At 36.5% G+C, this 23,927-nt stretch carries 26 protein-coding genes and 1 riboswitch; of the genes, 15 read left to right on the top strand and 11 right to left on the bottom strand.

What is annotated here, in order from left to right:
- The first annotated feature begins 6 nt into the window (after positions 1-6).
- Together MHB74_RS26760 and MHB74_RS26755 are read left to right on the top strand one after the other, a co-directional pair.
- On the top strand, positions 7-654 hold the full coding sequence (locus MHB74_RS26760; RefSeq protein WP_061680080.1) for a response regulator: 648 nt from the start codon (positions 7-9) through the stop codon (positions 652-654).
- Between the two features lie 190 nt (positions 655-844).
- Entirely contained in the window at positions 845-1,471 is a 627-nt protein-coding gene (locus MHB74_RS26755) for an FMN-dependent NADH-azoreductase (protein ID WP_061680079.1), read from the top strand.
- Between the two features lie 62 nt (positions 1,472-1,533).
- Here MHB74_RS26755 and MHB74_RS26750 read toward each other — a convergent pair whose 3' ends face one another.
- Entirely contained in the window at positions 1,534-2,205 is a 672-nt protein-coding gene (locus tag MHB74_RS26750) for a transcriptional regulator YeiL (protein ID WP_061680078.1), read from the bottom strand.
- A gap of 106 nt (positions 2,206-2,311) precedes the next feature.
- On the opposite strand from MHB74_RS26750, the gene MHB74_RS26745 reads away from it, so the two are divergent.
- On the top strand, positions 2,312-3,007 hold the full coding sequence (locus tag MHB74_RS26745) for a YjjG family noncanonical pyrimidine nucleotidase (protein ID WP_061680124.1): 696 nt from the start codon (positions 2,312-2,314) through the stop codon (positions 3,005-3,007).
- Between the two features lie 40 nt (positions 3,008-3,047).
- On the opposite strand, the gene MHB74_RS26740 is transcribed toward MHB74_RS26745, so the two are convergent.
- Positions 3,048-4,280, bottom strand: a complete 1,233-nt coding sequence (locus MHB74_RS26740) for a chloride channel protein (RefSeq protein ID WP_061680077.1) — start codon at positions 4,278-4,280, stop codon at positions 3,048-3,050.
- Between the two features lie 319 nt (positions 4,281-4,599).
- Positions 4,600-4,705, top strand: a riboswitch (SAM riboswitch).
- 93 nt (positions 4,706-4,798) lie between these two features.
- Here MHB74_RS26740 and MHB74_RS26735 point away from each other — a divergent pair.
- The 3 genes from MHB74_RS26735 (at position 4,799) to MHB74_RS26725 (ending at position 8,423) form a co-directional block, all read left to right on the top strand.
- Entirely contained in the window at positions 4,799-6,097 is a 1,299-nt protein-coding gene (locus MHB74_RS26735; protein ID WP_061680076.1) for a bifunctional O-acetylhomoserine aminocarboxypropyltransferase/cysteine synthase, read from the top strand.
- Positions 6,081-6,986 (top strand): homoserine O-acetyltransferase MetA, encoded by a 906-nt coding sequence (gene metA / locus MHB74_RS26730; protein WP_061680075.1) that lies wholly within the window; start codon positions 6,081-6,083, stop codon positions 6,984-6,986. Before MHB74_RS26735 ends, metA begins: the two co-directional genes overlap by 17 nt.
- Before the next feature lie 141 nt (positions 6,987-7,127).
- On the top strand, positions 7,128-8,423 hold the full coding sequence (locus MHB74_RS26725; RefSeq protein ID WP_000659102.1) for a homoserine dehydrogenase: 1,296 nt from the start codon (positions 7,128-7,130) through the stop codon (positions 8,421-8,423).
- Positions 8,424-8,446: 23 nt separating this feature from the next.
- On the opposite strand, the gene MHB74_RS26720 is transcribed toward MHB74_RS26725, so the two are convergent.
- Complete coding sequence (locus MHB74_RS26720; RefSeq protein WP_061680074.1) at positions 8,447-9,073, bottom strand: YczE/YyaS/YitT family protein; 627 nt, start codon at positions 9,071-9,073, stop codon at positions 8,447-8,449.
- 98 nt (positions 9,074-9,171) lie between these two features.
- On the opposite strand from MHB74_RS26720, the gene MHB74_RS26715 reads away from it, so the two are divergent.
- From MHB74_RS26715 to MHB74_RS26695, 5 genes are read left to right on the top strand one after another with little or no spacing between them, the layout of a single operon-like run.
- Positions 9,172-10,149: a LacI family DNA-binding transcriptional regulator gene (locus MHB74_RS26715; RefSeq protein WP_061680073.1), complete on the top strand. Its 978-nt coding sequence runs from the start codon at positions 9,172-9,174 to the stop codon at positions 10,147-10,149.
- A gap of 10 nt (positions 10,150-10,159) precedes the next feature.
- Positions 10,160-11,041 (top strand): SGNH/GDSL hydrolase family protein, encoded by an 882-nt coding sequence (locus MHB74_RS26710; protein ID WP_132133204.1) that lies wholly within the window; start codon positions 10,160-10,162, stop codon positions 11,039-11,041.
- Positions 11,038-11,955, top strand: a complete 918-nt coding sequence (locus MHB74_RS26705) for an ABC transporter ATP-binding protein (protein WP_061680071.1) — start codon at positions 11,038-11,040, stop codon at positions 11,953-11,955. The genes MHB74_RS26710 and MHB74_RS26705 overlap by 4 nt, the downstream gene beginning before the upstream one ends.
- Positions 11,948-12,940, top strand: a complete 993-nt coding sequence (locus MHB74_RS26700) for an ABC transporter permease subunit (protein ID WP_061680070.1) — start codon at positions 11,948-11,950, stop codon at positions 12,938-12,940. Before MHB74_RS26705 ends, MHB74_RS26700 begins: the two co-directional genes overlap by 8 nt.
- A gap of 19 nt (positions 12,941-12,959) precedes the next feature.
- Complete coding sequence (locus MHB74_RS26695) at positions 12,960-13,637, top strand: uracil-DNA glycosylase (RefSeq protein ID WP_061680069.1); 678 nt, start codon at positions 12,960-12,962, stop codon at positions 13,635-13,637.
- A 38-nt stretch (positions 13,638-13,675) separates the two neighbouring features.
- Here the strand turns inward: MHB74_RS26695 and MHB74_RS26690 are convergent, their stop codons facing one another.
- The 3 genes from MHB74_RS26690 to MHB74_RS26680 form a co-directional block, all read right to left on the bottom strand.
- The gene (locus MHB74_RS26690) at positions 13,676-13,969 is read right to left on the bottom strand and encodes a DUF3817 domain-containing protein (RefSeq protein ID WP_061680068.1); all 294 of its coding nucleotides are present in this window, start codon (positions 13,967-13,969) and stop codon (positions 13,676-13,678) included.
- Positions 13,970-14,178: 209 nt separating this feature from the next.
- Positions 14,179-15,000, bottom strand: a complete 822-nt coding sequence (locus MHB74_RS26685) for a Cof-type HAD-IIB family hydrolase (protein WP_061680067.1) — start codon at positions 14,998-15,000, stop codon at positions 14,179-14,181.
- A gap of 236 nt (positions 15,001-15,236) precedes the next feature.
- Positions 15,237-16,520 carry a purine/pyrimidine permease gene (locus tag MHB74_RS26680; protein WP_061680066.1) on the bottom strand — a complete coding sequence of 428 codons (1,284 nt, stop codon included), beginning with the start codon at positions 16,518-16,520 and terminating at the stop codon, positions 15,237-15,239.
- A 95-nt stretch (positions 16,521-16,615) separates the two neighbouring features.
- Between MHB74_RS26680 and MHB74_RS26675 the strand changes: the two genes are divergently transcribed.
- From MHB74_RS26675 to MHB74_RS26665, 3 genes are all read left to right on the top strand, one after another.
- On the top strand, positions 16,616-17,608 hold the full coding sequence (locus MHB74_RS26675) for a potassium channel family protein (RefSeq protein ID WP_061680065.1): 993 nt from the start codon (positions 16,616-16,618) through the stop codon (positions 17,606-17,608).
- A gap of 6 nt (positions 17,609-17,614) precedes the next feature.
- Positions 17,615-17,902: a YwdI family protein gene (locus tag MHB74_RS26670; protein WP_061680064.1), complete on the top strand. Its 288-nt coding sequence runs from the start codon at positions 17,615-17,617 to the stop codon at positions 17,900-17,902.
- Between the two features lie 64 nt (positions 17,903-17,966).
- Entirely contained in the window at positions 17,967-18,335 is a 369-nt protein-coding gene (locus tag MHB74_RS26665) for a DUF423 domain-containing protein (RefSeq protein WP_000688322.1), read from the top strand.
- A gap of 30 nt (positions 18,336-18,365) precedes the next feature.
- Here MHB74_RS26665 and gerQ read toward each other — a convergent pair whose 3' ends face one another.
- The 4 genes from gerQ to hemQ form a co-directional block, all read right to left on the bottom strand.
- Positions 18,366-18,794 (bottom strand): spore coat protein GerQ, encoded by a 429-nt coding sequence (gerQ, locus tag MHB74_RS26660; RefSeq protein ID WP_061680063.1) that lies wholly within the window; start codon positions 18,792-18,794, stop codon positions 18,366-18,368.
- 27 nt (positions 18,795-18,821) lie between these two features.
- Positions 18,822-19,244 (bottom strand): cell wall hydrolase CwlJ, encoded by a 423-nt coding sequence (gene cwlJ, locus MHB74_RS26655; protein WP_000538161.1) that lies wholly within the window; start codon positions 19,242-19,244, stop codon positions 18,822-18,824.
- A 175-nt stretch (positions 19,245-19,419) separates the two neighbouring features.
- Entirely contained in the window at positions 19,420-20,697 is a 1,278-nt protein-coding gene (locus MHB74_RS26650) for a serine hydrolase (protein WP_141658098.1), read from the bottom strand.
- 196 nt (positions 20,698-20,893) lie between these two features.
- On the bottom strand, positions 20,894-21,637 hold the full coding sequence (hemQ, locus tag MHB74_RS26645) for a hydrogen peroxide-dependent heme synthase (RefSeq protein ID WP_061680061.1): 744 nt from the start codon (positions 21,635-21,637) through the stop codon (positions 20,894-20,896).
- Between the two features lie 280 nt (positions 21,638-21,917).
- Between hemQ and pta the strand changes: the two genes are divergently transcribed.
- Positions 21,918-22,889: a phosphate acetyltransferase gene (gene pta, locus MHB74_RS26640; protein ID WP_000067226.1), complete on the top strand. Its 972-nt coding sequence runs from the start codon at positions 21,918-21,920 to the stop codon at positions 22,887-22,889.
- Positions 22,890-22,937: 48 nt separating this feature from the next.
- On the opposite strand, the gene MHB74_RS26635 is transcribed toward pta, so the two are convergent.
- Positions 22,938-23,783 (bottom strand): lipoate--protein ligase family protein, encoded by an 846-nt coding sequence (locus MHB74_RS26635; RefSeq protein ID WP_060633002.1) that lies wholly within the window; start codon positions 23,781-23,783, stop codon positions 22,938-22,940.
- Positions 23,784-23,927: the final 144 nt, after the last annotated feature.

Raw genomic sequence — 23,927 nt, 5'->3', positions numbered from 1 at the left:
AAGTTTGTGAAAATAAAAGTATTGTTAGTTGATGATCATACAGTCGTTTTAAAAGGGTTAGCATTTTTCTTGAGTACACAGGAAGATTTAGCGTTAGTTGGAGAAGCAAATAACGGGAAAGAAGCATTAGTGAAAGTAGGGGAGACAAATCCTGATGTGGTACTAATGGATTTATATATGCCCGAAATGGATGGTGTCGAGGCGACGGCGTGCATCAAAAAAGAATATCCAAATGTGAAAGTAATTGTATTAACTAGTTTCTCTGATCAGGCGCATGTTTTACCAGCGTTAAGGGCGGGAGCAAGCGGCTATATTTTAAAAGATGTAGAACCGGATCAGCTTGTTGAAGCTATTCGAAGCGCATATAAAGGTAATATTCAATTACATCCGGATATAGCAAATGCTCTTCTCTCTCAAACATTACCTATGGAAGAAAAAGAAGAAGAACCTTCTATTCAAGTGGATGTGTTAACAGCGAGAGAAAATGAAGTGTTGCAGCTATTAGCGAAAGGGATGAGTAATAAAGAGATCGCTTCCGTTTTAGTTATTACAGAAAAAACGGTAAAAGCTCATGTAAGTAGTATTTTGAGTAAGTTGAATTTATCTGATCGCACGCAAGCGGCATTATATGCAGTGAAAAACGGAATTGTATAAGACAAAAGTCGTAAGACCTAGTTCGCCTTTAGAAGGTAGACTTTTTTTATGGAAAAATACGTCTATGTGAGGACGAAATTGTCTTGATATAAAGATAAAATATGTTTGTAAGCAACAAAACAACAATTACAAGGGATACCTTTTTTAAAAGCATATAATAACAGAAGAGTGAGTACTAGGAGGAAAAACAATGGCAACAGTTTTATTTGTAAAAGCAAACAACCGCCCAGCGGAACAAGCAGTTAGTGTGAAATTATACGAGGCATTTTTAGCAAACTATAAAGAAGCACATCCAAATGATACAGTAGTAGAACTTGATTTATATAAAGAAGAATTACCATATGTAGGCGTAGATATGATTAATGGTACATTCAAAGCAGGTAAAGGATTTGATTTAAATGAAGAGGAAGCAAAAGCGGTAGCAGTTGCTGATAAGTATTTAAATCAATTTTTAGAAGCTGATAAAGTCGTTTTCGGTTTCCCATTATGGAACTTAACAATCCCAGCAGTATTGCACACATATATTGATTATTTAAACCGTGCTGGCAAAACGTTTAAATACACGCCAGAAGGTCCAGTTGGTCTAATTGGAGATAAGAAGATTGCATTATTAAACGCGCGCGGTGGCGTATATTCTGAAGGTCCAGCAGCTGAAGTAGAAATGGCTGTTAAATATGTAGCAAGCATGATGGGCTTCTTCGGTGCAACAAATATGGAAACAGTAGTTATTGAAGGACATAACCAATTCCCAGATAAAGCAGAAGAGATCATTACAGCAGGTCTTGAAGAAGCAGCTAAAGTAGCAAGCAAATTTTAATTGAAAATAGAATCGTCACTCGAAAAAAGCAGCATTAACATATAAACGTTAATGCTGCTTTTTTATATTTTAAGTTCATCAGCTAGTGTTTCTAATTGAATTCGATCTTGTATGTAATAGGTTCTTCCGTCTTTTTGTAAGTAATTTTGTTGGCAAAACTGGTTTAATACATATAAAAGATGACGGTAGCTGACATTTAAGTATTCCGAAGCTTCGGTATGTTTCTCTGTATAACTGTTATTTTGTTCTGTTAATAGAATAAATGCCGCTAACCGGTTTTCGAACGGATAACTATTATTTTTGGCGTAACTTTCTGTTCGGGTAATTGTTTTTTCGCCGATAAATTTACATAGTTTCTGTAGAAAGATAGGATCTTGTAATAAAAGATGCTGACAATCTTTAAGAGGGAGTGCCAAGCACATACAATCTTCAATCACTTCCACCGTTTTCGTAACGGATTCAACGCCGATTAACCCTAATTCCCCAATGAACGAAGGTTCTTGAATAAAGTTAATTAAGGAGATCCTCCCGTTTTTGTGACTCATATATATTTTTGCTTTCCCGGAAATTAAGTAATAAAGATAAGGAACATCAACGCCTTCATTACATATCCTTTCTTTCTTTTGAAAGGAGTGTAGTTCAACATATGGTAAGACATTAAAAGAAAAAAGGGTATGGAAGTTGGAAGTTTGCACGTAATGGGAGATTTCTTTGCTATTTTTGCTAACTTTCATGTTTTCACCTCCTGTTTAGTATGAGATATCTCCTATTATGTTTACAAGAAGGAATGATACGATTTACGTAAATTTATTTTTGTAGAAAAGAGGGTGTGAAGTGCTTATGAAAAAATATAAAACATTGTTATTCGATGTAGATGATACATTGTTAGACTTTCAAAAGGCGGAGAAAGTGGCGTTACGTATGCTGTTTGAAGAGAGAGGGATTAATCTAACTAGAGAGATTGAGGCGCAATATAAAAAAATTAATAAACGCCTTTGGGAGGCTTTTGAAGAAGGGGAAATAAATCGTGATGAAGTCTTAAATACACGATTTTCGATTTTGTTGAAAGAATATGGGGAAGAGGTAGATGGGATATTATTCGAAAATAATTATCGTAGCTACTTAGAAGAAGGAAATCAGCTCATGCAAGGCGCATTTGAATTTATAAGTCAAATTCAAAGTGAGTACGATTTATATATTGTGACAAACGGTATTTCTCAGACGCAAGATAAACGTTTACGTAATGCAGGATTACATGCCTTGTTTCAAGATATTTTTGTTTCTGAGGATACAGGATTCCAAAAACCGATGAAAGAGTATTTTGATTATGTTTTTGAACGAATTCCTAATTTTGCTCCAGAAAAGGGGCTCATTATTGGGGATTCGTTAAGTGCTGATATGAAAGGCGGATATGCAGCGGGAATTGATACTTGTTGGTTTAATCGAGAAAAGAAATCAAATGATAGCGAGGTTGTGCCAACATATGAAGTGCAAAATTTTGAAGAGTTATACGCACTATTGAAGCAACGTGTGTAATAAAAATAGGCAGTGGAACTTTTGTCCCTACTGCCTACTTTTATTCGCTTGTAGCTTCGTTGTTTTTAGGAAGAGGAAATGCATTACCAATCGCTGCCGCTCCAAGCATCGGTAGTAGTAAATTGAGCGGGAAAAACATGAGTAATAGTAATGTTATTGCAATTGGTTTTCTTAATGCATAGCTTGAAATTGCTGTCGTGACGATGGCTACCGAAGCAATTGGATCTATAGGGATAATGGACGCTATAGCATATCCGATACTAGATCCAGCAAATATAATTGGGAAAATGTGTCCACCGCGCCAACCTGTATTCAAACAAACGGCAGTAATACATAATTTTAAAACCCCTGAAAGAAGTAGCACCCAGAAGGATAAATGGCTCCATTCAACGACTAAATCTTTTAATTGATGTTCTCCTGAGAATAACGTGTAAGGGAGAAAAGTTCCTGTAATTCCTAATAAAATACCACCGATAATTCCAAGTGATAGTTTATATTCTTTTAAGGGATGGATTAATTTCTCTAATGTGAATTCTAATTTGAAATAAAAGAAGCCAACTATAGCACCAATACTAGCAAGTGGTAGAAAGGCAATCCATTCATTAAGAGAAAGGGAACCTTCTCCAAAATCAACGATAAAGGATCCACGATTATCGAATTTACTAAGTAATAAATAAACGGAAAAACCAGCGAAAGTGGTAGCTAAATATACAATTGCTTTTTTTCCTTTAGAAAATTCGTTAATTTGCTCACCCTCATTTTCATTTGGAGCTAAATAACCGAATAATGGCGCGTTAAAAATTACACTTAAAGTAGCACCAATTCCAACCTCTGTTAGTTCATTCATTCCTTTTAAGGCGAATGTAAAGCGATCTCCTATCCATGTACAAAGTCCACCGATAATGCCAACAAGTGCTGCTTCGGGACCTAAGCTAGCTCCAAATATTAAAACGATAATCGCAGTTAAAGTAGCTTTATGTACGAAACGATATTCAATTCTACCTGTTTTTTTATATTCACCCATTACTTCCGGCATAAGACGTGGATATGTGCCGAAATATTTTTGAGTTAAACCGACGAGAATACCACCGATAGTTGTTACACAAATAGTGTAATACGGGGGAGAAGAGAAAATAGTAGGCAAGTATCCCCAAATAAAGTGAATGCCGATATTTATTGTAACTAAAAATAGCCAGACTGTTGCTCCTACTATAGAGCCTAAAAGAATGCCGTATAGGACGAGTATATAGTGCATGTCCTTTGTGTTTGTCATGTTATACCTCCGTTATGTAAGTTGGAATGTCGAAAGGATTAAATATGCTCCTGCGAAATGAAATGAATATGTATAGTATCTTTTTGAGAGGTTGGCTTATTCAATATATTGGGGTCTCGTGAGAATTTGAAATGTATACAGTTAAACTACTTACTTAATTCTATATAGTAATCGTGAGTTTTAAAAGGTCTTTTTCAAAGGGATATGGAATATATTTCTTTTGTTATGCATGTCAAATCCTTTGTAGTTAATTTAGAACATTCAGAAAAACTGATTGACATTAGGAAATTATTGCTATAAAATCAACGGTAATTGCATAGTCTTATCAAGAAAAGGTGGAGGGACAGGCCCGATGAAACCTTGGCAACAGCCGTATAACGGAATTGTGCCAAATCCTGCAGGTAATAAATCCTGAGAGATAAGAAAGAGCCTTTAGAGCGTGTTTTCAAACTGCTCCTTTCTTGTTTTCAGGAAAGGAGTAGTTTTTTTATTTTGCATAGAAGAAAGGAGAATGAGAGATGGGAGAATCATGGGGAAAAGGAACAATTTGTGTGCAAGGTGGCTATACACCAAAGAATGGTGAACCGCGTGTTTTGCCACTTTATCAAAGTACAACGTATAAATATGATACTTCGGATGATTTAGCAGCACTATTTAATTTAGAGGCAGAAGGATATATATATACGCGTATTGGAAATCCTACTTTAGCTGCATTTGAGCAAAAATTAGCGGATTTAGAGGGTGGTGTAGGAGCTGTTGCAACGGCTTCTGGGCAGGCTGCTATTATGCTTGCTGTTTTAAATATTTGTAGTAGCGGAGACCACTTGCTTTGTTCTTCCACAGTTTACGGTGGAACGTTTAATTTGTTTGGGGTGAGTTTGCGTAAGCTTGGTATCGATGTTACGTTCTTTAATCCAAATTTAACTGCTGATGAAATCGTGGCTCTTGCTAATGGTAAGACGAAGCTTGTTTATGCAGAATCGCTAGGAAATCCAGCGATGAACGTTTTAAATTTCAAAGAATTTTCAGATGCAGCGAAAGAGTTGGAAGTACCTTTTATCGTGGATAATACATTAGCAACTCCTTATTTATGCCAAGCATTTGAGCACGGGGCAAATATTATCGTTCATTCTACGACGAAATATATCGATGGTCATGCAAGTTCTTTAGGCGGTATTGTCATTGACGGAGGGAACTTCGATTGGACAAATGGGAAATATCCTGAACTTGTTGAACCGGACCCAAGTTATCACGGCGTAAGTTACGTTCAAAATTTTGGTGCAGCAGCTTATATTGTGAAGGCACGTGTTCAATTATTAAGAGACTACGGAAACTGTATGAGCCCATTCAATGCGTATATTAGCAATATTGGCTTAGAAACGCTGCATTTACGAATGGAGCGTCATAGTGAAAATGCTCTTGCAGTTGCTAAGTGGCTTGCTAACCATGAACGTATTGAATGGGTGAATTATCCGGGACTAGATAGTAATGAAAATTACTCGTTAGCACAAACGTATTTGAAAAAAGGTGCTAGTGGTGTTTTAACATTCGGCATTAAGGGAGGATTAGAGGCAGCGAAAGAATTTATCGCAAATGTAAAACTAGCAACTCTCGTAACACATGTAGCGGATGCACGAACTTGCGTTATACATCCTGCTAGCACGACGCATAGACAATTAAGTGCTGAAGATCAGCGTCTAGCTGGCGTTACATCAGATTTAATTCGTTTATCAGTTGGTATAGAAGATGTTTCTGATATTATTGCAGATTTAGAAGCAGCGCTAGTCGGAGGCAAAGAACATGCCGATCATAATTGATAAAGATTTACCAGCTCGCAAAGTGTTGCAGGAGGAAAAAATTTTTGTAATGACGAAGGAGCGAGCAGAAACACAAGATATCCGGGCATTGAAAATTGCTATATTAAATTTAATGCCTACAAAGCAAGACACAGAAGCGCAATTACTTCGTTTAATTGGCAACACGCCGTTGCAATTAGATGTTCATTTACTTCATATGGAATCACATTTGTCACGTAATGTAGCACAGGAACATTTAACGAGCTTCTATAAAACATTCCGTGATATTGAGAATGAGAAATTTGATGGATTGATTATTACGGGAGCACCAGTTGAAACTCTTTCTTTTGAAGAGGTAGATTATTGGGAAGAGCTTAAACGTATTATGGAGTATTCAAAAAAGAATGTAACATCTACGCTTCATATTTGCTGGGGGGCACAGGCTGGTTTGTATCATCATTATGGCGTTCCAAAGTATCCTCTTAAGGAAAAAATGTTCGGTGTATTTGAGCATGAAGTCCGTGAGCAACATGTGAAATTGCTACAAGGGTTTGATGAATTGTTTTTCGCCCCGCATTCTCGTCATACAGAAGTACGAGAGAGTGATATTAGAGAGGTGACAGAATTAACATTATTAGCAAACTCTGAGGAAGCGGGTGTCCACCTTGTTATTGGGCAAGAAGGAAGACAAGTGTTCGCGCTCGGGCATAGTGAATATAGTTGTGATACGTTAAAAGAAGAATACGAACGAGACCGCGACAAAGGGTTAAATATTGATGTGCCGAAAAATTATTTTAAGCATAATAACCCAAATGAGAAACCGCTTGTAAGGTGGAGAAGTCATGGGAATCTATTATTCTCTAATTGGCTGAATTATTACGTGTATCAAGAAACCCCTTATGTATTATAAAAAAAGATTGTGTAACACGTGGCAACGTTTTCTTTGTAAAAATTAACTTATATTTTTCCGAATGTTCAAAAAACATTGTTTTTCAGATTTTTTACTCATATAATTTCATCTAAACACAATTTTTGAGGGGTGGACAGTATTATGAAGGAAATTCAAGTTGGCTTATTAGGTCTTGGGACAGTTGGTAGCGGTGTAGTTCGTATTATTACAGATCATCAAGAGAGACTCATACATCAAGTGGGTTGTCCCGTGAAAGTAACGAAAGTACTAGTACAAAATATTGAAAAAGAGAGAGAAGTAGAGGTACCTTCTACTCTATTAACACAAGATGCAAATGAAATTTTAGATAATCCGAATATTGACGTTGTCATCGAAGTGATGGGTGGCATTGATGATGCAAAAGCATATATTTTGCAAGCTTTACAAAGTGGAAAGCATGTTGTAACTGCCAATAAAGATTTAATGGCGTTACATGGGGCGGAACTCTTAGCGGTAGCAAAAGATAATAAAGCAGACTTGTTTTATGAAGCAAGTGTAGCCGGAGGGATCCCGATTTTACGAAGTATCGTAGAAGGACTTTCTTCAGATCTTATTACGAAGGTAATGGGAATTGTAAATGGAACGACAAATTTTATTTTGACGAAAATGTCAGATGAAGGGAGAGCATATAACGACGTGTTAAAAGAAGCCCAACAACTTGGATTTGCAGAAGCAGATCCAACATCAGATGTGGAAGGTTTAGATGCAGCAAGAAAAATGACGATTTTGGCTACCCTTGGTTTCTCTACAAATGTGGAGCTTGGAGATGTGAAGGTAAAAGGAATTACTTCTATTACAGAAGAAGATATTGAATACAGTAAGAGTTTAGGTTACACGATTAAATTAATCGGTCTTGCGAAGCGAGATGGTGAAAAATTAGAAGTTACAGTTGAACCAACGCTACTTCCAAATACACATCCCCTTGCGGCTGTGCAAAATGAATATAACGCTGTCTATGTGTATGGTGAAGCGGTTGGAGAAACGATGTTTTATGGACCAGGTGCAGGAAGTTTACCAACAGCAACAGCTGTTGTTTCAGATTTAGTAGCTGTCATGCAAAATATTCGATTAGGTGTAAACGGAAATAGCGCGGTATCCCCGCAGTATAAAAAGGTATTAAAAGAGCCAGACGAAATTGTTGTGAAGAAATTTTTAAGACTTCATGTAAAAGATGAAATTGGTGTATTTGCAAAAATTACTTCATTGTTCTCTGAGCGTGGTGTTAGCTTTGAAAAGATTATTCAAATGCCACTTGAAGAGAAAGGAAAAGCTGAAATTGTAATTGTAACGCATCGTGCATCTCTTGCTGATTATGATTATATTCTACATACGTTGCAAGGGTATGAAGAAATAGATTGTCTGAAAGCAAATTACCGAATTGAAGGAGATGCAAAGTAGCATCTCCCCTAATAAAAAACCTATTAAGCAGCCTGCTTAATAGGTTTTTTTCTATTTAAAATCTGCGTACCAACTTGAATAAATGCTTGGATAATCCAGCCTGTTGTAAAAGATAAGATGATTGTTCCAAAATAGATAGGTCCGTCTAATAGGAAGCTTAATGTTAAAAATAAAAACGCTAACGAAATTTCTGTTCTTCTAAATGTCCACTTCTTTTTCTCAGCAACCGTCAAAACGAAAGCTTCTTGAGGCGCCGCGCAAAGGTTTGTAGAGACGTAAAGACCAATCCCAGCTCCAACAAATAGATTTCCACAAATAAGTGTTATATATTTTGGAAGAGAGCGGATAGCGTCCATAATAATTGTAATGGAACCAATCCAATCAACAAAAAGCGAAATAAGAACCATCGTTACAATGGTACCAATTGTTATTTGTTTTTTATTCCAAAAGAGTACGATAAGTGTAAATGCAAAATTAATCATGAAAATCCAAAAACCGATACTTATCCCAAAATTTTGATATAGTGCAATAAAGAAGGAATCATAAGGGCTAAGTCCAAAGGAAGTAATTGTCGTCATCATATTAATACCGATGGCGAGAGTGAGTAGACCACCAATGAAAAATATATATTCTAATCTGAATCGAAGCATAGTTGTATATCCTTTCAAAATGTATTTGCTAGGAAAGGATATATTGTGGAAAGCTTACCAGGTCAAGGGAGAATTTTTGCAGAGAAGGGGAAAATGAAATGACGAATATAAGAAAGATTGCTGAACTTGCTGGGGTATCTGTTTCAACTGTTTCACGTGTACTGAATAATCATCCATATGTGAATGAACAGAAACGAAAAGAAATTTTAGCAATTATAGAAGAATTAAATTATACGCAAAATGTGAATGCAATTCATTTAGTGAAAGGAAAAACGAATGTCATTGGCGTTTTATTACCGCACGTAAATGATCAATATTATAGTGCTATTATCGAGGGGATATCAAAGGAAACAGCAAAAAATAATTATAATATGATGCTTTGTCAGACGAATTATAGTGAGGAAAGAGAATTAGAAATTTTGAATATGTTAAAAATGAAAAAGCTTGATGGGGTTATTATATGCTCCCGGGCGAATAGTAAGGAAAAGCTTGAAGAATATACGAAATTTGGTCCAATTGTTATGTGTGAAGAAATAGATTCGAATTTCATTTCGAGTGTGCATATTGATTACTATAAAGTCTTTTCGCGCGGGATGAAGAGCTTAATAGATGCCGGCCATACAAGTATTGGGTATTGCATTGGAAGAAGTAATAGCATTAATAGCCAGAGAAGAAAACAAGCATATGAGGATTCGCTTCAACCGATTGCTGTAACACCGATAGAGGACTGGAAATTTAAAGGCTGTTTTACGGTGGAGGATGGGCGTAATGTAATTAGGGAATGGGCCCATATGTCAGTAAAACCGACAGCGTTTCTTGTATCTTGCAATCATATTGCAGCGGGAATGGTAACAGAAGCGAAAAAACAAGGCATTCGTATTCCAGAAGATATTACGATTATTGGTTGTGATGATCAAGGTGTGGCAGATATTTTAGGCATTACGACGATTTCGTATTGTAGTAAAAATGTTGGTGTGAAGGCATTCGAATTATTATATGAAAAGATTAATGATGAGAAAATAGATGTAAAGCACGTAGAGTTATTGCCAGAATTAGTACATAGGGAAACAACATAATAGACAAGGTGTGAAAATCGCTTTTCAAAATTGCGTTTGGTATAATTATGGACAATCTATGAGGGCTAAAAGGGGTTTTGATATGAGATCAAAAGTAGTAAAAGTAATTCTACTCATCACAATTGCATCTTTCTGTTTATTTGCATATGGCTTTGTTTCAGGTGTAAATGATGTGTTAAATCCGAAAGCTTCAAATTTAATTAAAAAGACCGATGTAGTGGCAAAAGAGAAAAAGAAAACGGGAGCGTTACAAATTGTTAGTCTAGGTGATTCATTAACACGCGGTGTTGGTGATAAAGAAGGAATTGGCTATATTGGACGGATGAAAGAAGACTTACAAAAAGATTATAAGCAAAAGGTTGCTTTAACTAACTTAGCTGTTAGTGGTGCAAAAATGCCCGACTTATTAAAACAAATGGAGAGTAGTGGCGCTCAATATTCAATTAAGCAAGCAGATGTAATCGTTTTAACGATAGGGGGAAATGATTTATTTCCAGGGTGGGAATCGCTCGGAAAGATAGATTTAGAAACATACCGTCCTGATACAGAAACGTTCCAAAATGAAGCGAAGAAAATTATAGAAGAAATTCGTAAGTTCAATACAGATAGTCCTATTTTTTGGCTTGGTTTATACAATCCTTTTGAAGATGTAGAAGATTTAAAGGGATCATCAAACATTGTTGTAGACTGGAATGCATCTCTAGAAAAATTAGCGCTAAATAATAAAAATGTGTATATTACACCGACATTTGATTTATTCCAAAACCGCGGGAAAGATTTATTATACTCCGATCATTTCCATCCGAATGAAGTAGGGTATACATATATGGCGGACCGATTAGTTCAAAATGTTGCGAGTAAATTAAAACTAGAACAAGGAGGGGTAAAATGACGACGATACTTTCTGTACGAGACGTGAAGAAGGTAATTGGAAAGAAGACTATTGTAGAGAATATTTCCTTCGATGTAAAGCAAGGAGAAGTTTTTGGCTTCCTAGGACCAAATGGCGCTGGAAAAACAACTACTATTCGGATGCTAGTTGGATTGATTAAAGAAACAGAGGGTACAATTTCTATCGGTGGTTATTCTATTAAGGAAAATTTCAGAGAAGCGATGCGTCAAATTGGGAGTATCGTTGAAAACCCTGAACTGTATACATATTTAACGGGATGGGAGAATTTAAAACAATTTGCCCGTATGTTAGGTGATATATCAGATGAACGTATTATTGAAATTGCTCAAATGGTTCATTTAGATGAAAGAATTCACGATAAAGTAAAAACGTACTCACTCGGTATGAAACAGCGCCTTGGCATTGCGCAAGCGCTTCTTGGAAATCCAAAATTGCTCATATTAGATGAACCAACAAATGGCTTAGACCCGGCTGGAATTAGAGAACTTAGGGAATTTATACATAAGCTTGTGAAAGAAGAAAATATGAGTGTGTTTATTTCAAGTCACTTGCTAAGCGAAGTACAAATGATATGCGATCGGGTTGCGATTATTCATAAAGGAAAAATGATAACAGTTGCCAAGATTGAAGAGTTAATTAAAACAGCAAGTGATCGTGTAGAATGGATTGTTACACCGATTTCTAAGGCGAAAGATATGCTAGAAGATGCTGAGGAAGTAAGAGAAGTAGGTATAGAAGGTAATCGATTACTATGCCGTATGGATATCAAATCTATAAGTAATTGGAATAAACATTTTGTAGAACATGGGGTGGATGTGCATAGTGTTAAAGAGCTTGTATTTACGCTAGAAGATTTATTTATTGAACTCACAAGGGGTGAGCAGCATGCGTGAATTTGCGAATCTAGTTTTAAATGAATCGGAGAAAATTTATCGTAAGAAACGTATTTTTGTTGTCATGCTTATTTTAGCCATCTTAATCCCGCTCTTTGTGTATGCGCAGTATCGTGAAATAGAAACGACACAAAAAAGGCTAGGTACAACGGATTGGAAAGTTTCGTTGCAACAACAAATTGTTGATTCTCAAAACCGCTTGAACAATTCTAGACTACCGGAAGAATGGCGTGATTGGCTGAAGGTAAGAGTGGAGCAGCAACAATATTATTTAGATCATGATATTAACCCGATGGCACCGGGCGCGCCAACTTTTGTAAGGGCGTTTATTGAGCAAGGAATTACATTGTTTATTCCGCTGCTTGTAATGATTGTCGCTATTGATATTGTTTCAGGAGAACGAAGTGATGGAACGATGAAGATGCTACTTACGCGGCCGATTCGGCGCTGGAAAGTACTCCTTAGTAAGTACGTGACGATGTTATTTTTCATTTCACTTATACTGCTCCTTGTCGGCTTGTTTGCTTACGTATTATCAGGGCTTGTATTTGGATACTCGGGATGGAATTTACCTGTTTTAACAGGGTTTGTTATTGATAAGGAAACGTTAAATACGAATTTTGTACATCTTATTCCGCAGTGGCAATATATCTTGATGGCGTATGGATTAGCTTGGTTTGTTGCTATCGTTATCGGAACTATCTCGTTTATGGTCTCTGTTTTAATTCGAAATACACCAGCTGGTATGGGCGTTATGTTAGCGGCATTAATCGCAGGTGGTATTTTAAGCTCATTCGCAACATCATGGGAAGGCGCGAAATATATTTTTAGTGTGAATTTATCATTAACAGATTATCTATCAGGGAAATTACCTGCATTACAAGGGTTATCGATGGGGTTTTCTTTAATGAATTTAACTGTTTGGGCTGTTGTGTCCCTTATTATTTCGTTTGTAGTATTTACAAAGCAGGATATGGTGAATTAATTGGACGGGAAGTGAACGCATGAAAAATGTTTTGAAAAATGATTGGGGTTCTTTATTGGCGCCAGAATTTGAGAAAGAATATTATCACAAGCTGGCTGGTTTTTTGAAAGAAGAGTACAGTACACATGTTGTGTATCCGAAGCTAGAAAATATTTTTAGTGCTCTAGAGTATACAAGTTATGAAAATACAAAGGTCGTTATTTTAGGACAAGATCCATACCATGGACCGGGGCAAGCGCATGGTTTAAGCTTCTCGGTACAACCCGGTATTAAAACGCCACCGTCATTGTTAAATATGTATAAAGAACTCCGAGATGAATATGGTTATGAAATCCCGAATAACGGTTATTTAGTAAAGTGGGCAGAACAAGGGGTTTTACTATTAAATACGGTATTAACAGTTCGTCAAGGTGAGGCGAATTCTCATAAAGGGAAAGGATGGGAGCATTTCACAGATCGTGTAATTGAGCTATTAAATGAACGTGAAAACCCAGTTATTTTCATATTGTGGGGACGTCATGCACAGGCGAAGAAAAAGTTAATTACGAATACGAAGCATCATATTATCGAATCTGTACATCCAAGCCCACTATCAGCAAGACGTGGTTTCTTTGGTAGTAAACCATACTCTAAAGTAAATACGATTTTAGCTAATATGGGTGAGAGAGAAATTGATTGGAAAATTCCAAATCTATAAATAGAAAAGGTAGTTAACAGTTGTTAACTACCTTTTTGTTATTGTTGTTCGTTCTTTAATTTTGCATCTAGTACAAACGTGCCAAATGGAATAATTGATGAAACAAATGCCCCAAGTGCCCATGCAATTGATTTGCGGTGTACGATTGTTACTTGAATTACCGCAAAGATGAATAGAATAAATAAAACACCATGAGCCATACCTGTAATTTTAACGGCTGTTGCAAATCCTGCGAAATATTTTAATGGCATTGCTACAAATAATAGTAATAGGAAAGAAATCCCCTCAATTAAGCCGATTGCTCTTAATCGTCCGATCGGTGTAGATAACATGAAATAGCCTCCTTTAACGTATGCTTGTATATAGTAAATTTGTATTCTTTTTCAAAATAAAATAGTCTATTTTGTTTCATTATATACAAAAAGAAAGTTTACACTACGAGAATAGTGCAAAGTTCAAAATATAGTCACAAAAGCGTGGTAATTTAAATAAAAACCTATTTGAAGTATTTGACTTCAAATAGGTTTTGTGAATGAAAATATTAAACAAGTACCTCGGTTTTTAGTACAAATTTCTCAACTACTTTTGCAACGCCATCGTTCATATTTGTATCTGTTACGTAGTTTGCAATTTCTTTAATATCATCTGGTGCATTGCCCATTGCAACACCAAGACCAGCAAATTCAATCATCGCTTGGTCGTTATAGCTATCACCCATTGCGATAACTTCTTCACGCTGAATGTTTAGTGTTTGAATTAATTGATTTAAGCTTGTTCCTTTTGTAACACCATATTCAGTAAACTCTAAGAAAAATGGTTTAGAACGCATAACGCTTAATTGGCCTTCTAGTTGTTTTTGTAGTTTTGCTTCTACCGTTTGTAAATGCTCTGGATTTTCTACCATCAATACTTTTACAACTGGTTGTTGTACAGATTCTTTCAGATTATTTACTTCTACGATTGGCATACCCGTAATTTGACCTTCAATTTCTGTATAAGAGTTGTTTTTTTCAGTGATAATATCGTCGCCAATGTATGTGTGAATCCATACATTTTCTTCTTTACTAATATCATATAGACTGTGAACGATTTCAGGGGATAACGTACTACTGAATAACTCTTCATCTGTTTTACAGTTAATAATTTTTGCGCCATTAAAGGAAAGAATGAAGCTACCGTACTCTTCTAAATGTAATTCCTTTGCAATTGCACGCATTGCGAATGTTGGACGTCCAGAAGCAAGTACAACTTTTACACCTTGCTCTTGCGCAGTCATTAGAGCCTCTTTCGTACGAGGTGAAATAGTATGGTCGTCACGTAATAAAGTATCATCTAAATCTAAAACAATCATTTTATAAGTCATATTGAAAATTCCTCTCTTTGTTGAAATAGAAATAAAGTTTTATGAAGATATTGGGGAATATATAGTAAGACATCGAACTTCTTCATATGCAATTAGGAAAAGTTCTATATTGTTAGTATAAATTACCATGAGCATGTTGCCCATGATAATTTATATCGCTAACGCCTGATTAGCTTTCACTTTATCATTATCGTAACAACTCTAAAGATAGAGTGCAATAATGGAAGTTTTCCAATTTACGATGGTTGTTTTTCTGTTGAACGAGAAAATAGTATTTCAAGCAAAATTGCCATTACAGATCCAAGAACGAGACCGTTACTTAAAAACGATGCTAAAAATGGTGGGAGCGTAGAAAATGCCCCTGCTGGAACAAACATAACCCCGACTCCTGTAAAGATTGAAAGACCTGCTACTTTAAATAATCGTTCTTTATCTTGTACTGTTTCGTATTCGCGAAAGGCAAGACCAATCATGCTTGCAAATACAGGATAAATGGCAGCATATCCGACTGCGACAGGGATTGCCGCAAAGAATGAAGTAATCTTTGGGAATATACTAACGAGAATAATAAAGCTTGATCCTAACATAAATGGGAGTCGCTTATAAATATTAGTCGTTGCGATAAAGCCTGCTGATCCAGAAATGGCGACAGGTCCAATAGCTGAAAAAAGACCTCCTAGCAATTGATTGATTCCTGTTATAATGCCGGCTTGTTTGAAACGATCTGGTGCTGCATTTTTTTCATACTTAGAGACAATCTTTTGGACAACGCGAATACTTGCCAACATATTTGTTAGAAGTAATAGTGTAACGAAAACTACCGTAATTGCCATGTTCCATTCAATACGAGGCATTCCGAAAACAAACAGAGACGGAAAACGGATTATATCGTTCACAGGCGTTACTGGATTAGATAATCCGAAGCATGCGAATAATATCCAGCCGCAGACGATACTGAAAAGAACGGAATATTGTCCAATAATAGGTAGCTTCATGATGAAAAAGGATAGTAAAATAACAATGAGTGAAAGAATAAATACGTTAGCTTGTACTTCTGTATGTTGTCCGTCAAGGCCGAACATTCCTTTTAGGAAGGAACCGCTAAGTTGCGCGACAAGAAGAAATAAATATGTTCCAATGACTGTCGGTGTAAAATAGCGAACTAGTTTATCGATGAGTCCAAAAACGCTAAGAATAATACAAATGATACCACTTAATAGGAAGGCATACTGAAGGACTTTCAGCGTTTCATTGCTGGATCCAAATAATACGACACCTAAACTTGCATAAAGGGAGAAAATCCCCCACCAAAGGCCTGCTGGACCTTCTTGAATAGGAAGTTTATGCCCAAATATAGCTTGCAGTAGGCCAGCAAAGCCAAGAACAAATAATGTTCTTTGTACGAATGCAATAGCTTCAGCGCCATCGAGACCATAATTAGTTGCGACGCTAATTGGTACAATAAGGCTCCCAGCTAAAATAAATAGCGCCCATTGTAAGGCGGAAAGAAATGTTTTCATTATATCAACCTCTTTCATAGATTCCGTATCTAGTATATATGTATTTCATTTCCACTGGCAAAGATTGTAGATAGAGAAAAGAGTTGAAACACGATATGAATGCACGTAAGCAATTATGGATAGCAGTTATATGTATGACCTTCGTTGTAATTCTAGGAACGTTAGGATTTATGGCGATTGAAGAGATTAGTTTGTTTCAAGCATTTTGGATGACGATGATTACTGTATTAACTGTTGGATACGGAGATGCCGTTCCTGTAACACAGGCAGGAAAAGTTTTTGCGCTTCTTATCATACCTGTTGGCGTTGGTATTGTTACGTATGCAATTGGTGTAGTGGCAGCTATGATTGTTGAAGGGAATTTATTTCATGCAGTGCGGAGGAAAAAGATGGATAAGCAAATAGCACAGTTACAAAATCATATTATCGTATGTGGTTGTGGTAGAGTAGGGCTTCAAGTTGTACATGAATTGCAAGAAAAGAAAATTCCATTTGTCGTTGTGGATAAAGATGAAAGCATATTAGAGAAGGAAAAACTTTTATATGTACACGGGGATGCAACGGAAGACGAAGTGTTACATCATGCTGGAATTTCAAAGGCAGCTGGTTTAGTTGCCATCGTAGCAAATGATGCTGAAAATGTATTTATTACATTAACGGCAAGAGGATTAAACGATGCAATTAAAATTGTGGCAAGAGCAGAAAAACCAGAAACTGAAGATAAATTGAAGCGGGCTGGGGCAAATAAGGTGATTAATCCATCTAGCATGGCAGGAATTCATATTGCAAAAGGTATTGCGAATCCACTAACAGTTCATTATATTGATACAGTACTGTATGGTGTGGAGCAGTCATTTGTAATTGAAGAAATTGCAGTCGGCGAGGGCTCTATTTTAGCTAGTAAATCGTTACTAGAGAGCGATGTGAGAAATCAATTTGATGTAACAATTTTAGCGATTTTGAGAAATGGGAATGTTATACATAATCCGACTGGGCAGGAAAAACTACAAGAACATGATATGATAATAGTGTTTGGTTCAGTAGAGAAGCTGGGACAATTTGAGAAAGAACTACAAAGTATGAGGTGACAAGGAATGCAAATATCGAGCGATAAGATTTTAAATAAAATGGCGAATGAAATTGCAAAGGCAAAAAGCAGTGAAGGACAACAATCAAAAGCGCATTTATTAGTTGTGCGAGCGTTATGTGATTTATTATTAGATGAACAAGTTGAGCCTTCTATGTATAGAGAACCTGAGATTCCATCGCAAGTAATTGGATCTCAGCCAATGACGACAGTTCAACCAGTTATGCCGGTTTCTGGAGAACCTGTTTATATAAAAGAAGAAGGTGCAAACGGTAATTCTTTATTTGATTTCTAGAAGATAAATCGTTTGGCTTATATGAAAAAATTGCTTATGATAAAGGTAAAAAAGGGGAATTAAGATGAAAATTTTCTTTTTACTAGGTTGTATTGCAGCGGGATTATCTGTTGCGTTAGGGGCTTTTGGAGCACACGGTTTAGAAAATAAAGTTTCTGCAAAAATGTTAGAAGTTTGGAAAACAGGCGTTACATATCAAATGTTTCATGCAGGTGGACTATTCGTAGTTGCTTTATTGATGGATAAGATTCAATCATCACTTTTAACTACTGCTGGCTGGCTTATGGTAGCTGGGATTATTATGTTTTCAGGTAGTTTGTATGCATTAAGTACGACAGGTATTAAGTTCTTTGGCCCAATTACACCTCTTGGTGGTGTAGCATTTATCGTGGCATGGATCTTAGTTGGAACTGCAGTTGTAAAAGGATTATAAAAAACAAAAGCTGGCATATGCCAGCTTTTTTTATGGTCTTGGAGCATAGGTAGCTTGTTGCCCGGGTAAATATGCAATTTCTTCTGGGAATTCCACATAATCTAAGTAAATCATTAATAGTAAAAAACGTTTCCCTGATTGTGGCTCACTAATTACAATATGATCACGACCAGCTGCTTCGATAATACCTGTATACGATTGGGTACCGAGTGAGCTACCACGTTCATAAGTCATTACAACCGTAGCTTGCTTGCCCTTGTTCAAGCGGAGAATATTTTCAATATACGACTGTTCTAATGGTAACATGCCTTGAGAAACGGCATATTGAGCTTGCGCAGCTTGTTGTTGCATTGCTTGCTGTTGTTGCTGTTGTTGTGGGGTCATTTGTTGCGGTTGTACATAAGTTCCAGATGGTTGATAAAATCCAGTTCCGTAATACGGGTTTTGTTGCTGTGCCATTCAAAAATCCCTCCTCATTATCAATCCTTAATAAACGCTAGGACAATCTTCGCCAGATGGCTGGAAGAAGCAGTGCTTTTTGAAGCGACCAGAGTTTTGTTGATTATACCAAGTTGACGGACAAGGGCCTTCCGGTCTAAAAAACCATAAGGCAAAATTGGCAGGCCAAAAACGTTGTCCTTGAATCGTTCGTCTTGCTAAAGCGATATCTTGTTCCCTTGCACGTTGATAAAAATACCCTTTTTGTGTTGCCTCAAAACCACCAGGGTTTTGATAAACCATTTGACGTAAATTACGTATTTTTTTAAAATCTAAACAGTTTCCGCGGACACGATTTACCCCAACGTTTCCGACCATCAACATCCCCTGTTGACCTTCTCCTTCAGCTTCAGCACGCATCAGTCTAGCTAATAACTTTACATCTTCTTCGTTATAAGCAATAACTCCCATTATGTGTCACCTCTCTTTTTGGAATACCTTGTGGAAAGAGGTTTATCTCTAGATGAAGTGTGTAACAATTACTAGTTCATACGTATGAGGAAAAGGACTCAGATATGACAACCAAACGAAGTTTTACATGGAGGGAGGAAAATAAAAAAAGCTAGCGTGAGCTAGCTTTTCATCATTAAAATACTTTAGACCATAAGTTTGAGAAGAAATCTCCAATAGAGCGCATTGTTAATACGAACCAATTTGCTTTTTCAATTTCTTCTGTCGTTTTTGCAGTAACTTTCATATTTTTATTTCCATCTAAGAATCCATATTTATCAGTCGGTTCTAGAACGATGGAACCTACCTTTGCATCCTTCTTAACAGGAGCGACTAAATGTCCATCTTCAGCGAGTGATTTATCCGCTTCAGTAGAAATTTTGTAAGGTGATTTGTCACCCTTTTTCGCAATGACTGTTATTTCTTTTTCAGGTGCAACAGTTACTTGATCTTCTTTACCTTTTACTACAGAGATTGTATTGTGCTTATCAACTTTTAATTTTTGTTTTTCAAAGTTATTAAATCCATATTCAATTAATGCACGAGATTCAGTGAAACGTTCGTCCATTGATTTTGTTTTAATAATTACTGAAATAAGGCGTAAGTCGCCACGTTTTGCTGTAATAGTGAATCCGTATCCAGCGGTATCAGAACTACCAGTTTTTAAACCATCTGTTCCTTCATAAGAGAAAGCAGCACCTGGTAACATCCAGTTCCAGTTTTCCATACGAATTGGTTTCGGATGATTATCTGGAAAGTTTCTAAATCTTTGTTTTGTATCCTCTAGCATTTCTGGATACTTTGTAATCATTGCTTTTGAAAGCATACCCATATCGCGAGCTGACATGGAATTTTCTCCATTCGGATCCGTTCCTTCAGGATGTTTTCCCTTTAAGTCAGCGTTATTTAACCCAGTAGCGTTTACAAATTTATATTTCTTTAACCCTAGTTTCTTTGCATGTTCATTTGCAAGATTTAAGAAGTTTTTCTCACTTCCTGCAAGAAGTTCTGCTAAGGCAATACTAGATCCGTTTGCAGAGAAGATAACGATAGAATGATATAATTCTCTTACAGTATACTGACGTCCCTTTTCAAACGGAACGTTAGAGAATTCATTATTACGTGAAACTTCATAAGCGTAATCAGAAATATTTACCTTTGTATCCCAAGTGATTTTTCCTTCTTTAATTGCTTCTAATACAGCATAAACAACAATTAGTTTTGACATACTAGCGATAGCTAGCAATTCATCTGGATTTTGTTCATGCAGTATTTTTCCTGTATCTGCATCAAATAGAAGTGCAGCAGCGGCCTCAATGTGTATTTTTTCTTCCGCATGGGATGTTGTTACTCCTAAGGAAGAAATTGACAATAAAAACACTAGTAAAATAGACAAGATTTTCTTCATATAGATTATCACCTTCGCATCGTTATTAGCATGTAGCTCGTACCATTTTAGCATAAATTTGGATATAGAAAGGTTACAATTTTGTAAGGAATTTGAAAGGGATTTGTCGATTTTTGTTCAAATTTGCGGAGAAAAGCAGTTTTTTGAAGAGAAATATAGAAGGTAATAAAAAAAGGAACGAATTTCGTTCCTTTTTCACGATTTATATGTGTAAAAATTTCTCTACCTTTGCGTCTGGTAAAATGTTTCCAACGAAAAATGTTCCGAATTCACCATAACGAGCACTTACTTCATCGAAGCGCATTTCATATATAAGTTTTTTAAATTGAAGAACATCGTCAGCGAATAATGTTACGCCCCACTCAAAATCGTCGAATCCAACAGATCCTGAAATAACTTGGCGTACTTTACCTGCGTACTGGCGACCAATTTTACTATGACTGTACATCATTTTTTTACGTTCTTCCATCGGAAGCATGTACCAGTTATCATCACCTTGGCGGCGCTTGTCCATTGGGTAGAAGCAAATGTGATTTGCTTTTGGTAGTTCTGGATATAAGCGAGCTAAGATTTGTGGGTTTTGATATGGGTCTTCATCAGCTGGAAGGTAGTTGCTTAGTTCAACAACAGATACGTAAGAGTATGCAGGAACCATATATTCAGCTAATGTTGTTTTATTCAATTCTGTCTCAATTTCATTTAACTCTTCCATTGTTGGGCGTAAAATCATAAGCATAATATCAGCTTTTTGGCCAACAACTGTATACATTGCATGACTACCTTTTTTCGCAGTAGATACTTCGTTCCATTTTTCAACGACATTTAAAAATTCAGACACAGCTTGTCCGCGTTCGTCGCTAGATAATGTTTTCCATGCAGCCCAATCAATAGAACGTAAATCATGTAAACAATACCAGCCATCTAACGTTGTTGTTGCTTCACTCATTCTATTCACCTCAGTTAATGATAGTTTTACACGTTAACTATAGCATATATAGTTTTAAAATCATCTATATAAAGCTTTGGCGCATAAAATTGTCACATTTAAGTTTATTTGAAAATAGGAGGGGACAAGGCTTAAAGGGGTGTTATTCCTAGGCTGAATTTTATGAAAAAATAATCATTTTTATTTTATCTATTTTTTGGGAGCTATAAGTTTAAAATAGAGAGGAAAAGCAGTATTCTTAAAGATAGAGTTTTTTTAACATAAGTAGGAGGGTTTATTCGTGAGCAACTTATTTACAACAGTAAAAGAAAAAGTTCAAGGAAAAGGCATTTCTATCGTACTTCCTGAAGGAACTGATGAAAGAATTTTAGGCGCTGCAGAGCGTTTAGCAAAAGAAGAGTTAGTACAACCAATCTTAGTTGGTAATAAAGAAGAAATTAGCGCAAAAGCTGCTAGCATGAATTTAACATTAGCAGGCGTTGATATTTACGACCCAGCTACATACGAAGAAATGGATGCAATGGTAGCATCTTTCGTTGAACGCCGTAAAGGTAAAGCAACTGAAGAAGACGCTCGCAAAATCCTTAAAGACGAAAACTACTTCGGTACAATGCTTGTATACATGGGCAAAGCACACGGTTTAGTAAGTGGTGCGGCTCACTCTACAGCTGATACAGTTCGTCCAGCACTTCAAATCATCAAAACAAAACCAGGCGTTACAAAAACTTCTGGCGTATTCATCATGGTACGTGAAGAAGAGAAATATGTATTCGCTGATTGTGCAATTAACATTGCACCAAACAGCCAGGATTTAGCTGAAATTGGTATCGAGAGTGCGAAAACTGCTGAACTATTCGGTATTGATCCACGCGTTGCTATGTTAAGCTTCTCTACAAAAGGTTCTGCGAAATCTCCAGAAACAGAAAAAGTTGTAGAAGCAACTCGCATTGCAAAAGAAATGGCTCCAGAATTAACTTTAGATGGAGAATTCCAATTCGATGCTGCATTCGTACCATCTGTAGCTGAGAAAAAAGCTCCAGGTTCTACAATTAAAGGTGATGCTAACGTATTCGTATTCCCAAGCTTAGAAGCTGGTAATATCGGTTACAAAATCGCTCAACGCTTAGGTAACTTCGAAGCAGTAGGACCAATCTTACAAGGTTTAAACATGCCTGTAAATGACCTATCTCGTGGATGTAACGAAGAAGAAGTGTACAAGTTAGCTTTAATTACAGCAGCTCAAGCACTTTAATTCTATAATGAATTGAAATAAAGACCGTCGCTATAATAGCGACGGTCTTTATTTTTCTAAGCCAAGTGCTTTATTGTTACGATCAATAATACGTTGTAAATTCGTCTCATATAAAGGTATTTCATCTATTGTTAATTGAGATGGTGTTAACTTTGGAGCGAATTGCTGCAATGTTTTTAAAAGGCGCATCATTAAATCTTGTACTGTAATGGTTTCGCCAAGTAATTCTGAAAGTGAAGCCATCGTGCTCGGTACAATTTCAGGATACGTAAAGCGCGTTTCTTCTCCTTGAATGGCTAGGTTGTAAAAATCACGAACGAGTGCGGCACGCTCAGAGCCACTTCCTGTAGCACATAAATAAATTTGGACAGCGACACCGCCGCGAATACGGCGCTGTGAAATGCCAGCGAATTTTTGATCGCGAATACTTAAATCGTAGCTACCAGGACAGTAAGAACCAACAATTTCTTTTGCCTCGATTGTAACATCGTAATCTTTTAACATTTCTTTAATTAAATGCCACATTGTATCGTATCCAAGATCAATATCGATACCTTTTTCCGTCTCTTGGAATAAAAGCGATACGTTTAAAACACCTTCATCCAGTACGACTGCAAGTCCACCGGAATTACGAACGATAACATTGAAGTTGTTTTCCTTTAAAAAGGAAATACCTTCTTCTAAGTGTGGTAGGCGTGAATCTTGAATGCCAAGAACAATTGTATTGTGATGAACCCAAGAACGCATTGTTGCAGCTGATTGACCGTTTCCAATACTTGTGCATAACGTGTCATCCATTGCGAATGACTGCAATGCATGGAATGTTGGTCCCAAACTAGACTGATCTACAATACGCCACTCTGGCTGAGATAAAATGGAACGGGAATTGCTCATATAACTAACCCCTTATCTTTAAAATGACAATCTCTATTATAGCAAAAATATAAAAAATAGTTTTAGGGAGAAATCTTACTAAATTGTAATGTTGTTGTAAGGAAAGTGAATTGGTAAAACGAGCTACTGTCGTTAAACTAAGAG

It is taken from the genome of Bacillus sp. FSL K6-0069 (assembly GCF_038007785.1).
In the GTDB taxonomy this organism is placed as follows: domain Bacteria; phylum Bacillota; class Bacilli; order Bacillales; family Bacillaceae_G; genus Bacillus_A; species Bacillus_A mobilis.
The sequence above is the reverse complement of the archived record's forward strand: the minus strand, read 5'-3'. Positions and strand labels throughout refer to the sequence as shown.